General features: G+C 71.2%; 15 protein-coding genes. 9 read left to right on the forward strand and 6 right to left on the reverse strand.

Going from position 1 to position 13,933, the window contains the following annotated elements:
* Nucleotides 1-90: 90 nt before the first annotated feature.
* Nucleotides 91-1,386 (reverse strand): urea ABC transporter substrate-binding protein, encoded by a 1,296-nt coding sequence (gene urtA, locus BM396_RS09820; protein WP_043355066.1) that lies wholly within the window; start codon nt 1,384-1,386, stop codon nt 91-93.
* A 326-nt stretch (nt 1,387-1,712) separates the two neighbouring features.
* Here urtA and BM396_RS09825 point away from each other — a divergent pair, with 326 nt between their 5' ends.
* Together BM396_RS09825 and BM396_RS09830 are read left to right on the forward strand one after the other, a co-directional pair.
* On the forward strand, nt 1,713-1,931 hold the full coding sequence (locus BM396_RS09825; RefSeq protein WP_043389321.1) for a DUF6894 family protein: 219 nt from the start codon (nt 1,713-1,715) through the stop codon (nt 1,929-1,931).
* Between the two features lie 308 nt (nt 1,932-2,239).
* Complete coding sequence (locus BM396_RS09830; protein WP_043389319.1) at nt 2,240-3,019, forward strand: Crp/Fnr family transcriptional regulator; 780 nt, start codon at nt 2,240-2,242, stop codon at nt 3,017-3,019.
* 49 nt (nt 3,020-3,068) lie between these two features.
* On the opposite strand, the gene BM396_RS09835 is transcribed toward BM396_RS09830, so the two are convergent.
* Nucleotides 3,069-3,785 carry an HWE histidine kinase domain-containing protein gene (locus BM396_RS09835; RefSeq protein WP_043355062.1) on the reverse strand — a complete coding sequence of 239 codons (717 nt, stop codon included), beginning with the start codon at nt 3,783-3,785 and terminating at the stop codon, nt 3,069-3,071.
* Nucleotides 3,786-3,842: 57 nt separating this feature from the next.
* A complete protein-coding gene (locus BM396_RS09840; protein ID WP_043389316.1) occupies nt 3,843-4,574 on the reverse strand; it encodes a Crp/Fnr family transcriptional regulator in 732 nt (243 codons plus the stop codon).
* Nucleotides 4,575-4,999: 425 nt separating this feature from the next.
* Between BM396_RS09840 and BM396_RS09845 the strand changes: the two genes are divergently transcribed.
* Genes BM396_RS09845 through BM396_RS09865 form a run of 5 tightly spaced genes read left to right on the forward strand, consistent with a single transcriptional unit; the run spans nt 5,000 to nt 10,070 of the window.
* Nucleotides 5,000-5,929, forward strand: a complete 930-nt coding sequence (locus tag BM396_RS09845) for an ABC transporter ATP-binding protein (protein ID WP_043389314.1) — start codon at nt 5,000-5,002, stop codon at nt 5,927-5,929.
* Entirely contained in the window at nt 5,926-6,819 is an 894-nt protein-coding gene (locus BM396_RS09850; protein ID WP_043389310.1) for a branched-chain amino acid ABC transporter permease, read from the forward strand. Before BM396_RS09845 ends, BM396_RS09850 begins: the two co-directional genes overlap by 4 nt.
* Nucleotides 6,820-6,826: 7 nt before the next feature.
* On the forward strand, nt 6,827-7,861 hold the full coding sequence (locus tag BM396_RS09855) for a branched-chain amino acid ABC transporter permease (protein ID WP_043358080.1): 1,035 nt from the start codon (nt 6,827-6,829) through the stop codon (nt 7,859-7,861).
* A 33-nt stretch (nt 7,862-7,894) separates the two neighbouring features.
* Complete coding sequence (locus tag BM396_RS09860; protein WP_043358078.1) at nt 7,895-9,262, forward strand: ABC transporter substrate-binding protein; 1,368 nt, start codon at nt 7,895-7,897, stop codon at nt 9,260-9,262.
* A 7-nt stretch (nt 9,263-9,269) separates the two neighbouring features.
* The gene (locus BM396_RS09865; protein WP_043389307.1) at nt 9,270-10,070 is read left to right on the forward strand and encodes an ABC transporter ATP-binding protein; all 801 of its coding nucleotides are present in this window, start codon (nt 9,270-9,272) and stop codon (nt 10,068-10,070) included.
* A gap of 27 nt (nt 10,071-10,097) precedes the next feature.
* Here the strand turns inward: BM396_RS09865 and BM396_RS09870 are convergent, their stop codons facing one another.
* The 3 genes from BM396_RS09870 to BM396_RS09880 form a co-directional block, all read right to left on the reverse strand.
* Nucleotides 10,098-10,319 carry a hypothetical protein gene (locus BM396_RS09870; protein ID WP_043389304.1) on the reverse strand — a complete coding sequence of 74 codons (222 nt, stop codon included), beginning with the start codon at nt 10,317-10,319 and terminating at the stop codon, nt 10,098-10,100.
* 92 nt (nt 10,320-10,411) lie between these two features.
* Nucleotides 10,412-11,635 (reverse strand): hypothetical protein, encoded by a 1,224-nt coding sequence (locus BM396_RS09875; RefSeq protein WP_043389301.1) that lies wholly within the window; start codon nt 11,633-11,635, stop codon nt 10,412-10,414.
* Nucleotides 11,636-11,690: 55 nt separating this feature from the next.
* On the reverse strand, nt 11,691-11,969 hold the full coding sequence (locus tag BM396_RS09880; protein ID WP_043389298.1) for a hypothetical protein: 279 nt from the start codon (nt 11,967-11,969) through the stop codon (nt 11,691-11,693).
* A 535-nt stretch (nt 11,970-12,504) separates the two neighbouring features.
* Here BM396_RS09880 and BM396_RS09885 point away from each other — a divergent pair.
* Together BM396_RS09885 and cysE are read left to right on the forward strand one after the other, a co-directional pair.
* Complete coding sequence (locus tag BM396_RS09885; RefSeq protein ID WP_043354144.1) at nt 12,505-12,711, forward strand: hypothetical protein; 207 nt, start codon at nt 12,505-12,507, stop codon at nt 12,709-12,711.
* Between the two features lie 13 nt (nt 12,712-12,724).
* Nucleotides 12,725-13,597 carry a serine O-acetyltransferase gene (gene cysE / locus BM396_RS09890; RefSeq protein ID WP_043389296.1) on the forward strand — a complete coding sequence of 291 codons (873 nt, stop codon included), beginning with the start codon at nt 12,725-12,727 and terminating at the stop codon, nt 13,595-13,597.
* Nucleotides 13,598-13,933 lie beyond the last annotated feature (336 nt).

A 13,933-nucleotide genomic window follows, 5' to 3' on the forward strand; every position in this document is an offset into this window, starting at 1 on the left:
CGTACGGGAGAGGGGACCCGCGCCACACCGCGATCCGAAGGTGCCGGACCGAACTGGAGGTCCGGCACCTCCGTTCAGCGGGAGGGCCCCTCAGGCGCCGCCGCAGGTCTTGGTCTTGGTGTTGTAGTTACCGCACTTGAGCTTGACCCAGTCGGCCTCGAGGTCCTTCGAGCCCTCGAGCTGCTTCGACCACGCCTCGCCGGGGATCAGCGTGTCGGTCTTCCACACCACGTCGAACTGGCCGTTCGCCTCGATCTCGCCGATGAAGACCGGCTTGGTGATGTGGTGGTTCGGCAGCATCGTGGCGGTGCCGCCGGTGAGGTTCTTCTGCTCGATGCCCGGCAGCGCGTCGATCACCTTGTCGGGGTCCGTGGTGCCGGCCTTCTCGACCGCCTTCACCCACATGTTGAAGCCGATATAGTGGGCCTCCATCGGGTCGTTGGTGACGGCCTTGGGGTTCTTCTTGAACGCCTGCCACTTCTTGATGAAGGCCTCGTTCTCCGGGGTCTTGATCGATTCGAAGTAGTTCCAGGCGGCGAGGTGGCCGACCAGCGGCTTGGCGTCGATGCCGGCGAGCTCCTCCTCGCCCACCGAGAAGGCGACGACCGGGATGTCGGTGGCCTTGATGCCCTGGTTGCCGAGCTCCTTGTAGAACGGCACGTTGGCGTCGCCGTTGATGGTCGAGACCACGGCGGTCTTCTTGCCGGCCGAGCCGAAGGCCTTGATCTTCGACACCTCGGTCTGCCAGTCCGAGAAGCCGAACGGCGTGTAGTTGATCAGGATGTCCTCGTCCTTGACGCCCTTGGACTTGAGGTAGGCTTCGAGGATCTTGTTGGTGGTGCGGGGATAGACGTAGTCGGTCCCCTCCAGCACCCAGCGCTTGGCGCCGCCGCCATCCTCCGACATCAGGTAGTCGACGGCCGGGATCGCCTGCTGGTTCGGGGCGGCGCCGGTGTAGAACACGTTCCGCTCGCTCTCCTCGCCCTCGTACTGGACGGGGTAGAACAGGATGTTGTCGAGTTCCTTGAACACCGGCAGCACCGACTTGCGCGACACGCTGGTCCAGCAGCCGAACACGGCCGCGACCTTGTCCTTGCTGATCAGCTCGCGGGCCTTCTCGGCGAAGAGCGGCCAGTTCGAGGCCGGGTCGACCACCACCGGCTCCAGCTTCTTGCCGAGCACGCCGCCCTTGGCGTTCTGCTCGGCGATGAGCATCAGCATCGCGTCCTTGAGGGTGGTCTCCGAGATCGCCATCGTGCCCGACAGCGAGTGCAGGATGCCGACCTTGATGGTCTCCTGAGCCCGCGCGGGGCCTGCCCCCAGGGCGCCCATCGCGAGCCCGGCGGCCAGCGCGGCGGCCGAAGCCCAAGTTCCAAATGCCTTCATGGCGGTCCCCTGCGTCGTCTTCCTTGCGACGGTTCGGGGCTTCGCAAATCGTATGCCACATATTTAGGCATGCCTCATCGCGCGGCGGCCCGGCCGGAGCGGCGCACAGATGGGCGGCGTTTCGCCCGCGAGGCCGGCAGCTTCATGCTGCTTCGGGCGGCGGCGGGATCAACCGGTGGGCATCTGCCATCGGGTTTTCGCCGACACGTTGATCGGGCGCGGATCGATGCCACTTACCTCAACCCGCGGCGCGCGGACGCGTCGCCCGACGGGCGGCAGCCCGCGGGCGGGTCGAAATCGGGTCCGGGCCTGTGCAGAAGGATGATATGGCAGAGCGCTACTATTTTCGCCTGAGCAGCGACGGCGAGACGATCGAGGACGAGGTGGGCGTCCTGGCCGCGTCGATCGCGCAAGCGGAAGCGGAGGCGCTGGTGCTGATCGAGGAGTTCCGGCGCGCCGGCGATCTGCCGGACGCCGGGGAGGGCTGGCGCATGGAGATCCACGACGGGGCCGGCACCGTCCTGCGCACGCTTCAGCTTTCCTGATGCGCCGGGCTCACCCGCGCGATCCGGCCGAGCCTGGGCCTGACGGGCGGGTCTGCACGGCCTTTCCGTCGCGTGGCTCGTCCCGGCGCAGGCTGTGGATCCCAAACGGTCCGGCTCTTGCCCGGTTCTGCTGAACGCCGCATCCGGGCAGCGGTATGCCCGGCCGTTCAATGGTCCGGCGGATCGAGGCCGTCGGCATCCGGGGCCGGACGAGACGGTGATGTGATGACCCGAGGGAGTAGGAATAGGCGGTCGCGCGTTTACGCTGGCGCGGCTCGTGACGCGGCGCGGTCCTTCCGGAACATCCCTTGAACCCCTTCCTTCGCAAGCTGGCGCTGCGCGCAGACCTGGATGAGGCCGACATGGCCGCGCTGGACGCTGCGACCAGCGCGACCGCGCAGGTCGAGGCGGGGCGCGACTTGGTCTCGGAAGGCGAGCGGCCCGACGCCGCCTACGTGATCCTTCAGGGATTTGCCTGCCGCTACAAGCTCGTGCCCGACGGGGGGCGATCGATCCTCGCCTATCTGGTGCCCGGCGACGGCTGCGACCTGCACGCCTCCCTCCTGAACCGGGCGATCCACTCCGTGGCGACGCTGACGCCCTGCACCGTCGCCTCCGTGCCCTACCGGACGATCAAGGAGCTCGCCGCCCGCCGGCCCAACATCTACCGCGCCCTGTGGTGGTCGGTTCTGGTTGACGAAGCCGTGCTCCAGGAATGGCTGGTCGGGGTGGGGCGCCGGTCCGCCGACCGGCAGGTCGCCCATATCATCTGCGAACTCTTCGCCCGCCTGAATGCCGTCGGCCTCGGCCTGGAGCCCGACTACCGCCTGCCGCTGGCGCAGTCGGAACTGGCCGACACGGCGGGGCTCTCGAACGTCCACCTCTCGCGGGTCCTCTCGGATCTGCGCAGGGCCGGACTGATCGAGAGCGGACGCAAGAGCGTGCGCGTGCCGAACCTGAAGCGACTGCAGGACTTTTCCGGCTTCACGCCGGATTACCTCCTCCTGCCCGGATCGACCCAGGCCCCGGAGGCGCTCGGCGCGCTCCCCCAGATGACCGGGCAGGTGCGGGCGGCGTCGGGACCGTGAGCGCCGCCGGGGCCGGTGGGGGCCCGCATCGTCCTCCCGGGCCCGGATCTCACCGGCTGTCGCCGTCCCACGCCGTCTCGGGATCCTCGGCGACGTGGCGCCCGATCCGGGCGGTGAGCGGCACGCGGATCGCGCAGCGCAGCCCATCCGGCGCAAAGTGCAGATCGACCGCCGCGCCGAGCTCGTAGGCCAGCATCTCCGTCAGCACGTCCGTGCCGAAGCCGCGCCGGCACGGGGCCGTGATCCCGCTGCCGCCGGTCTCGGCCCAGGCGAGGCTGAGGACAGGCGGCTCGACCTCCAGGTTCACCCGCCACGTGGCGCGGATCCGGCCCTGCGGGAGCGCCAGGGATCCGTGTTCCACCGCGTTGCTGGTCAGTTCGTGCAGGGCCAGCGCAAGAACCTGGGCGGTCTTGGGGCGGAGGCGGACCCGCGGGCCGGCGAGGGTCGCCTGCTCCCCTTCCCGCGCGAGGTGGAACATCAACTCGTCCGAGATCAGGGTGTGCAGGTCGGCATCGCCGAACGCGTCCGTCGCGGCCTGCACGCGCATGATCGCGCCGAACCGTCCGTCGAGATGCGCCACGTAGCTCTCGACATCCGCGGCGCTCTCGGCGGACCGGTGCATGACCGTGCGCAGCATCGCCATCGTGTTGCGCATCCCGTGGCGCAGGCTGTCCGGAAGGCCGGCTTCGTCGAGCAGCCGGCGCAGGCGTGCGTTGTCGGCCTCCAGAGCCGAGAGTCGCTCCGCCGGGTCGCGAGGGTCTGTCATGCCGGGCCACTCCGGATGTCGTTCAACCTGCCTCAATCGCCACGGGGCCGGCAGGGTTCAGCATGCGACGATGCGGTCGACCTCCGTGCGGTGCAGATAGGCGGCGTCGAAATGCGCGAGCCGGGCGAGCGCCGCCGGGTCGTGGATGGTCAGGCGCCGGCTGCGCAGGGTGATCAACCCCAGGCCGCGCAGCTCCTGAAGCGTCCGATTGATGTGCACGCTGGTCTGGCCCATGGCGTCGCCGAGATCGTTCTGCGTCATCGGCATCGCGCAGGTATTGCCGTCCGCCAGCCCGATCGCCGTCAGCCGCGCATGCAGCTCGCAGAACAGGTGGGCGAGGCGCTCGATGCCGGTCCGGCTGCCGAGGCTGACGGTCCACTCGCGCTGGATCGCCGCGGTGGCCAGGCTCTCGCGATGGAAGGCCAGGTCGAGCCGCGGGCTGCGGGCGGTCAGATCCCGCATCGCGCTGCCGGAGATCTGGCCGAGGAGCACGGGCGTGATCGCCCCGATCGTGTGATCCATCTCGTCGAGGAGGAACACATGCGGATCGCACGGATCCCCCGGAAGCAGGAGCGAGACGATCTGGCGGCGCCCGTTGGCGAACTGCCGGTACCGGCAGGCCCAGCCGTCGAGGATCACGTTGATGGCGCGGGGATCGTCGCCCTCGTGGATGATGTCGGTGCGCGGGGCGACCATGCGGCTCGGGCCCATGGCGTCGGCCAAGCACATCCGGTCGTCTTCCGAGAGCCGGACGTAGCAATTGAGCTTGTGCGCGAGCGGGCTTGGCATGGCTGCATCTCCGCAACGGCCTGAGCGTGCAACCCTACATTTTGTTTCCGCGCATGAATACTTACATGGATTAGTTTATGCTACCACAAGGTGTCTTTCCGTCCCTGCTGCCGGGCCGATCCGCCGGCGTTCGGGCTCTGTCGCCGCGCCGGCAGGGCAAGATCTGACCGTCCCGTGCGGCCCGTCGGCGCGACGATGGAGACGATCTCGTGCCGCCGCTCCCCGGCGGGAGAATGTTCGCGTGTCGTCCTGAAATTGGAAAGACTGTGCTTTTGACTTCATCCGCGCTGAGCAGCAGGATTTGAACAGCAGGAACGTCGAACTGTCCTCCCGGGACGGATCATCATCTTGCGTCTCGTCTTCTCTCAACGGGTGCCGCCGGTTCGCGCCGAAGCGGGCGGCCTGTCCTGAACGGAATCCGGATCATGCAGCCTGCGCTGCGCCTCGTTCGAACGGGACGGGACGGCAATCGGCCCCTCCTCTCGGGGCCAGCCCCCCGCCCGGCTGCCGTCCCCGCCCCCGGCGGGAGCCCGCATCGGGACCGGGCGGGACGGGTCCTGTCGGTCGAGGGGCTGTCCCTCGCCTTCGGCGGCACGGTGGCCTTCGCGGAGATCGACCTCGCGGTCGGGGCCGGCGAGATCCATGCGGTGATCGGGCCGAACGGCGCCGGCAAATCCTCGCTGATCAACGCGATCACCGGCCTCTATGCGCCTCAGGCCGGGCGGGTGCGGATCGGCGCGGAATCCTTCGCCCGGGTGCCGGCCGGGCGGCTCGCCGCACTGGGCGTGGCCCGGACCTTCCAGAATCTCGCCCTGTTCACGGGCCTGAGCGTCCGCGACAACGTCCTGGCGGGGCTCGCGGCGGCGCGGCGCGCCGGGCTCGGGGCCCAGATCCTGGGCCTGCCGTCGGCCCGGCGGGAGGCGCGGGCGCACCGCGACGCCGCCGAGGCCGTGATCGGCCGCCTCGGCCTCGGAGCCGTGGCCGACCGTCCGGCGGGCAGCCTCCCCTACGGGCTCCAGAAGCGGGTCGAACTCGGCCGGGCCCTGGTGGCCCGGCCGCGACTCCTGCTCCTCGACGAGCCGATGGCCGGCATGACGGCGACCGAGAAGGCCGAGATGACCGGCTTCATCCGGGCGGCGCGGGAGACGTCCGGGGCCGCGATCGTCCTGATCGAGCACGATATCGGCGTCGTCATGCGCCTCTCCGACCGGGTGACCGTGCTCGACCACGGCCGCCGCATCGCCACCGGCACGCCGGCGGAGGTGCAGGCGGACCCGGCGGTCATCGCCGCCTATCTGGGACTCGCGGACGGGGATGCGGACGCGGATGCCGACACGGGCGCGGCCGCCGCATGAGCCCGGATCTCGCCTTCCTGATCGAGGTCGTGGTCGGCGGCCTCCTGTCGGGCGTGATGTACGCCCTCGTGGCGATCGGCTTCGTGCTGATCTACAAGACCTCGGGCGTGCTGAACTTCGCGCAGGGCGCGATGGTGCTGTTCGCCGCCCTCACCTTCGTGAGCCTCACCGAGCGCGGCCTGCCCTTTCCCGCAGCGCTCGCCGCGACCCTCGCCGCGATGGGGGTGGTCGGCCTCGCGGTGGAGCGGACGGTGCTGCGGCCGCTGGTCAACCAGCCGCCGATCACCCTGTTCATGGCGACGCTGGGCGTCGCCTACGTGATCGAGGGCGCGGCCCAGCTCGCCTGGGGCACCCAGGTCCACGGGCTCGACCTCGGCATCGACGACACGCCGATCGATCTCGGCGGCGTGCTGGTGAGCCGGTTCGACCTGTTCGCCGCCGCGACCGCCGGCCTGATGGTGGCGCTCCTCTCCGCCTTCTTCCGCTACACCCGCACCGGCCTCGCCTTCCGGGCGGTGGCGGACGATCCGCTGGCCGCCCTCAACACCGGCCTGCGCCTGCCCCGGATCTGGTCGGCGGTCTGGATCGCCGCCGGGATCGTCGCGCTGGTGGCGGGGCTGCTCTGGGGCGCGCGGCTCGGCGTGCAGTTCTCCCTGTCGCTGGTGGTGCTGAAGGCCCTGCCGGTGCTCGTGCTCGGCGGCTTCGATTCCATCGCCGGGGCGATCGTGGCCGGGCTGATCGTCGGTGCGGTGGAGAAGGTGTCGGAGGTCTATCTCGGGCCCGTCATCGGCGGCGGCATCGAGGGCTGGATCGCCTACGTGGCGGCGCTGGGCTTCCTGCTGGTCCGGCCGTCGGGCCTGTTCGGCCTGCGCGCCGTCGAGCGGGTCTGAAGACGCCATGGACGCCCTCCCCCGCGCCGCGCCGCGCCCCCACCTGCCCGCCGGAGCCCTCGGCCTCGGCGCCCTGCTGGTTCTGGCCTACGGGATCGTGCCGCTCACCGGCACGAGCTACCTGTTCGAGGCGCTGCTGACGCCGTTCCTGGCCCTGGCGCTGGCCGGCCTCGGGCTCAATCTGCTCACCGGCTATGCCGGGCTGCTCTCCCTCGGCTCGGCCGCCTTCATGGCGGTCGGGGCCTACGCGGCCTTCAACCTGTCGCTGCGCCTGCCCGGCCTGCCGCTCCCGGCGTCGCTCCTGCTCGCCGGCTTCGTGGCGGCGCTCGCCGGGCTGGCGGCGGGGCTGCCGGCCCTGCGCCTGCGGGGCTTCTACCTCGCGGTCTCGACGCTCGCCGTGCAGTTCTTCGTCGCCTGGGCGCTGAACCGGATCGGCTGGATCTCCGACGACAGCCCCTCGGGCGTCATCACCGCTCCCCGACTGGTGGTGGCCGGCCTGTCCTTCGACGATCCGCGCGGGCGCTACCTGGTCTCGCTCACGGTGGTCACGCTGCTGACCCTCGTCGCGTGGAGGCTCGTGAGCTCCCCCACGGGCCGCAACCTCGTGGCGATCCGCGACAACGAGACCGCCGCCCGCCTCGTCGGCGTGAAGGTCGCCCGGACCAAGCTCCTGGCCTTCGCGGTCTCGTCCTTCGTGATCGGGATCGCCGGGGCGCTGTGGGCCTTCGCGTATCTGCGCACCGTCGAGCCCGCGGGGTTCAACCTCGACCGCTCCTTCCAGATCCTGTTCATCGTCATCATCGGCGGCCTGGGCACCCTGCGCGGCGCCTTCCTGGGCGCGGGCTTCATCGTGGTGCTGCCCCTGCTGCTGGCCCGCCTCGGCGCGGCGCTCCTCGGCGACGGCTTCGATTCCGGCACCCTGGAGATGGTCCAGCGCATCGTCCTCGGCGCCCTGATCGTGGCCGTGCTGATCCGCGAGCCCGCGGGCCTCGCCGCCCTCCTCGACCGGGCCGGCCGCCGCCTCGGCCGCCGCGCCGCCTGATCCCCTCCCCGTCTGACCAACCCCAGGACGACCATGCCCCTGACGACCCGCCTCCGCGCCGCGCTCCTCGCCGGCACCGTGATGCTCGCCGCCGCCGCGCCGCGCGCCGGATGGGCCGACGAGCAGTATTTCCCGCTCCAGAGCTACCGGGTCGGCCCCTACGCGGCCGGCGGGACCGGCTTCTTCGGCGGCTTCATCGACTATCTCAATCTGATCAACGCCCGGGACGGCGGCGTGAACGGCGTCAAGCTCACCTGGAGCGAGGGCGAGACCCAGTACGAGGTCGAGCGCGGGGTCGAGGTCTACGAGCGGCTGAAGTCCCGGCCCGGCATCGCCGCCTGGAACCCGCTCTCGGTGGGCATCGCCTACGCGATGATCGACCGCATCACCGCCGACAGGGTGCCGCTGGTCACGATCAACCACGGCCGCACCGATTCTACCGACGGGCGCGTCTTTCCCTACGTCTTCCCGCTGCTGCTCAACCCCTACAGCGAGACGAGCGGCATCATCCAGTATCTCGGCACCCGCGCGGGCGGCCTCGACAAGCTCAAGGGCAAGACCATCGCGGTACTCTACCATGGCTCGCCCTACGGCAAGGAGACGATCCCGATCTACGCGCAGCTCGCCGAGCGGTACGGCTTCACCGTCGCGCAGATCGAGGTGCCCCATCCCGGCAACGAGCAGCAGTCGCAATGGCTGACGATCCGGCGCCTGCGGCCCGATTTCGTGGTGCTGCGCGGCTGGGGCGTGATGAACCCGGTGGCCCTCAAGACCGCCCAGAAGACCGGCTTCCCGGCCGACCGCATCGTCGGCAATGTCTGGTCGAACTCGGAGGAGGACGTGATCCCGGCAGGCGACGCCGCCAAGGGCTACGTCGCCATCACCACCCAGGCCTCGGGGACCGCCTATCCGGTGATCCAGGAGGTCGTCGGCAAGGTCTACGGGGCCGGCAACGGCAACCTCGCCGACAGGAAGCGGATCGGCAGCGTCTACCACAATCTCGGTGTGCTGAACGGCATCCTCAACGTCGAGGCGGTGCGGATCGCGCAAGGCAAGTTCGGTGCGCGCACGCTCACCGGCGACGAGGTGCGCTGGGGCTTCGAGCACCTGCGCCTCGACGAGGCCCGGGTGGCGGCGCTCGGCGCCAAGGGCCTGTTCCACTCGATCAACGTCACCTGCGCCAACCACGAAGGCGAGGGCCGCGTCACCTTCCAGCAATGGGACGGGGCGAAGTGGACTGTGGTGTCCGACTGGATCGCCCCCGACTGGGCGAGCCTGCGCCCGATCATCGAGGCCTCCGCGACCGCCTACGCCAAGGAGCACGGCCTCACCCCGCGCGACTGCGCGGCGGAGGAGGCCGCGGACGCGGCCGGCAAGCAGGCCGCCGCGGCGGCCCGGTGAGCGCCCGATGAGCGCCGCGCCGACCCTCCTGCAGGTCGAGGCCCTGGAGGTCGTCTACGGCGGGGCGGTGCACGCCCTGCACGGCGTCGACCTCGCGGTCCGGGCGGGGGAGATCGTCGCCCTGGTCGGCGCCAACGGCGCCGGCAAGACGACCCTGCTGCGGGCGGTGTCGAACCTGCTGCCGGCCCTGCGCGGCCAGGTCACGGCCGGGCGCCTCGCCTATGACGGACGCGACGTGACGCGGACCCGGACCGACGCCCTCGTCCGCGCCGGGCTCGTGGGCGTGCTGGAGGGCCGGCACTGCTTCCGGGGACTGAGCGTCCAGGAGAATCTCGTCGCGGGCGGACTCGGGCGCGGCTCGGGCCGCAGCGACGTGCGCGCCGACCTGGAGCGGGTCTACGGCCTGTTCCCGCGCCTCGCCGCGAAGCGGGAGGTCGCCGCCGGCCTCCTTTCGGGCGGCGAGCAGCAGATGGCGGCGATCGGCCGGGCCCTGATGGGACGGCCCCGGCTCCTCGTCCTCGACGAGCCGTCCATGGGGCTCGCGCCCCGGGTGGTGGAGGAGATCTACCGGGTGCTCGCCGGCCTGAACCGGGCCGAGGGCCTGACCCTGCTGGTGGCCGAGCAGAATGTCCGTCTCGCCCTGCGCCACGCCCACCACGCCGTCGTGCTGGAGAACGGACGCAGCGCGCTGGCCGGCAGTGCCGCGTCCCTGCGGGCGCGGGACGATGTCCGGTCCCTGTATCTCGGGGGGGCCGAGCGCCCCGAGGCGGCGGCGCCGCCCGAGGCGCGCCGCCACGCGCCGGCCTGACGGCTCCGGCCTTCCGTGGGGACTGCGTCAGGATTCCAGATCGGCCCGGCGCAGGGACCAGAGCATGGTCCCGTTCGCGTCGACCAGCCACAGGGCATTCACCGCATCGTCCTCGATCGTCAGTGAGCGTCTGTTGGCGAGGCGTACCGCTTCCTTCGCGTCCGCGGCCGTGAGCATCTCGTCGAGGCGCGGCGCGCCGATCTCCCCGTCCGCGCCACGAACCGCCCCGCGCAGGCGATAATCCGGCATCCATCGACTCCCGTTTCCGACCAGGCTGCCTGAGGTTTGGCGGCGGATGCGAAGATAGGCGCCTGCGCGGCGTGTCGAGAGGGGGCGGGCCGCTACGGCCCGGCGCCGTTCGCCAGGATCTGCTGCGGCGCGGCGAGGAACAGCGCCCGCAGCGCGGCGGCCGCCGCGTGGGGCGGCAGGCCGAGGGCGCGCCGCGTGCCGGCGATCCGGGCGGCGCAATCCGCCGACCGGGCGGCGTCCGGGGCTGCCGCCTCCGCATCGTCCGGCCGCCCCGCCTGCGTCCGGGCGAGGAGCGGTGCGAGCCCGCGCGACGCCGGCCGCTCGGCCCGCAGCCGCGCATCGAGCGCCACGAGGTCGCCGGCCGCGAGGATGCCGCAGGCGGCCGTATCCTGCGATCCGGCACTTCGCATCATCGCCAGGATCCGGTGTCCCAGGGCCCGGACGACCCCGTCATCGGCCGCCCGGAAGCGCCGCTGCAGGTAGCTGGCGGCCATCCGCCTCAGGCCTGCCGCGGCCTCCGCCTCGGGTCGGCCGGCGGCGTAGCCGTCCCTGTACCACCGGGCGATCGGGTCGAGCCCCGCCGCGTCGGCCTGCTGCAGGATCGGCAGGGTTCGCAGGATCGCGGCCCGGGCCCCGGCCGCGCTCGGATCCGCGTCCAGGGTCGAATCGGGGAAGCGGTCCGGGCCGACGACCTCGGTGACGATGCCGGCCGCGCGCAGCTCGGCCGCGGCCGGGATCCAGATCCCGGCCGGAGGCACCGCCAGGGCCCGCGCCACGAAGGCCGCCGGCAGGCCGGCGGCCCGGTAGGCCGCCCGTTCCGGCGCGGAATCCACCGGGCGCATCCGGCCCTGCGCCCCGATCTCGTAGGGGGCGTGGAAGCCGAGCCGGCCGCCGGTCGCGAGGTAGCGCGTCCGGCCGCGGACGAAGATCAGCGTGCAGGCCGAGGCACAGGCGTCGGGGACGTAGGTGGCGAGCCCCCGCGCCGCCACGAGCGCCCCGATCGCCGCCCCCTCCTCCACCAGGCCGCCGTCGCTGGTGAGATGGAGGCGCGCGATCTGCGGGTGCGCGGCGAGGAGGGCCGCGACCCGTGCGGCCACACCCTCGGTGAGATCGCCGGCGAGTCGCAGGTCCCGGCCGCCCGGCCCGACCGTGAGCCGGGCCGGGACGGCCGGCCCATCGGCGGCAGACGCCGCGGAGGCCGCGCCGCGGCCCTTCGGCGGGTGCGCGGCGGCCGGGCCGGCGGCTCCCAGCGCCAGGGCGAGGGCGCAGGCAGCCGTCCCCGTCCGGCGCCTCCACCCGGGGGGGAAGACCGACATGACAGGTGTCCATCGTTCGTGTTCGGGGAGGCCGGCGTGGCCGGACGCGGCGCGCCTACTGGAGGTAGGCGACGAACATCTCGGACACGGCCCGTGACGCGTAGGCTTCCGGGCTCTCGCCCCGGCGGATCGGGAAGGCCTCGGCCACCCGGCGGCCGGCGAGGATCCGGTCGACCTCGTCGGGCATCAGGCCGTCGTCGAGGGCGCTCGCGAGGGCGGCGCGTTCATGGGAGGGATGGGAGCGGACGCTCCGGGTCAGGATTCGGCCGAGGGAAACGGCCGCTTCGGCGCTCAGGTCGGGCTGGGTGCTCCGGCTCGTGTCATAGGTCAGCATCGGTGTTCGCCTTTCGTGTCTGATGTCGTGCGCTCTCCTCGTCCTGGATGCGGCAACACGGCAGACACGGCGCAGTCGTCCCGGCGATCCGTTTCTTGCTCACGATCACGGCAAACCTCCATTCGGCTCTGCGTCGACTGCGCGCCGACACCGTCAATCTAGAGGCCGGGGCCGAGAATGTGCTGCCAAATTGGCGAGGACTTGCAGCGCAGGTCGTTCGTCGAAGGCGCATCCTGGAGCAGAAGCTCAGGTCCGGCCCGGGCAGGCCGGCATCGTGGCCGCGATCGAGGACGCCCGTTCCGGCCCGAGGCCGGGCGCACGGGGCTTGCCAAGGCAGGGGCGATGCGCAAATATCAATATATAACAAGGGCTTAGCGAAGATGATGCTCCCGTTTCGCCCGCGCACAGTCGAAACCTTCTCCTCCGGACCGGGGTGCCCGGAAAAGACTTCCCGCCAACGCCGCCGGCCCGGTTCCGGCGCCGTTGGCCGCCGAATCAGGCGGCCGCGACCGGCCGTTCAAGGAGAGCCGACACCATGACCCCAGGGCGGATGATGCAGGGCGACGAGGTCGTGTTCGCGCGGATCGACCTCGCGGAGATTCTGGGGATCTGGCGGCATGCCCGGGGCCGTGTGGTGGGCATCCACCCCCCGGGCAATGCCCCGGCCACCGTGGACGTGAAGTTCCAGGGGCACGACACCCTGAAACGTTATCTGCCCGACCTGTTCCGCCCCGTGCGGTGACCGGCGGCGCCCGATGCATCACGCCGCCCTGCCCCCCGCGGGGGCCACGATGGCCGTGGTCCAGCCGCCGCTGCGCGTCACGAGCCGCGGCACGGCTGAGGCCGAGGTCTGGGCGGACCTGCGCGCCGAGGCCGAGGCGGCCCTGATCGAGGAGCCGCTCTATGCCGGCATCATCCAGGCCACGATCCTCGACCAGCGCTCCCTGGCCCAGGCCTTCGCCTACCGCCTCGCGCACCGGCTCGGGGACGGCGACCTCGCCCGGCTGTCGATGCGCGACCTGTGTCTCTCGGCCTTCGAGGCGGATCCGCAGGCGGGCGCCCACGCGGTGCGCGACCTCGTGGCGATCCGCGAGCGCGACCCGACCTGCCGCCGCTTCCTCGATCCGTTCCTGTTCTACAAGGGGCTGGCGGCGCTGGAGGCCTACCGGGTCGGCCACTGGCTCTGGCACCAGGGCCGGGCGACCCTGGCGCTGCACGTCCAGAGCCGGATCTCGGAGGTGTTCGGCTGCGACATCCACCCGGCGGCCCGGATCGGCTCGGGGGTGTTCATCGACCACGCCACCGGGGTGGTGATCGGCGAGACGGCGGTGATCGCCGACGACGTCTCGATCCTCCAGTCTGTGACGCTCGGCGGCAACGGCAAGGAGAGCGGCGACCGGCATCCCAAGATCGAGCGCGGGGTGCTGCTGAGCGTCGGGGCCAAGGTTTTGGGCAATATCCGGGTCGGCGCGGGCGCCAAGGTGGCGGCCGCCGCGGTGGTGCTGCAGGACGTGCCGCCCCACACGACCGTGGCGGGCGTGCCGGCCCGGGTCGTCTCGCGCCTGCCCGTCGACGAGGAGCCGGCGCTCAGCATGGACCAGTCCTTCGGTTACGGGGACGGCATCTGAGGCGCGCCGGAAAATCCTTCCCGTGAAACAAAGTCGCCCGGCCTGCGCCGCGCGCCCTGATGGGATGAAACTAAATTCTTCGATCCGGCGATCGCACGATCGCTATGTCCTTTGCGTCGGGTATGCCAAAGGTGCAATTCCTATGAGGCGGCCTAAAATAGGGAAATCATTCCGTTGACCCTTGGGCGAGTCGGGCCTTATCCAGATCCTGTCGGGCCGAACAAGAACTGAGGCCGGATAAGCGGCGGACAAGGATTGTCCGATCTCTGGAAAATACATCATTCGACTGGTGGTCATGCGGTCTGCCGGCCCGTGATCATCATCAAGTCCTGATCA

Source organism: Methylobacterium sp. UNCCL125 (genome assembly GCF_900116795.1).
GTDB classification, from domain to species: Bacteria; Pseudomonadota; Alphaproteobacteria; order Rhizobiales; family Beijerinckiaceae; genus Methylobacterium; species Methylobacterium fujisawaense.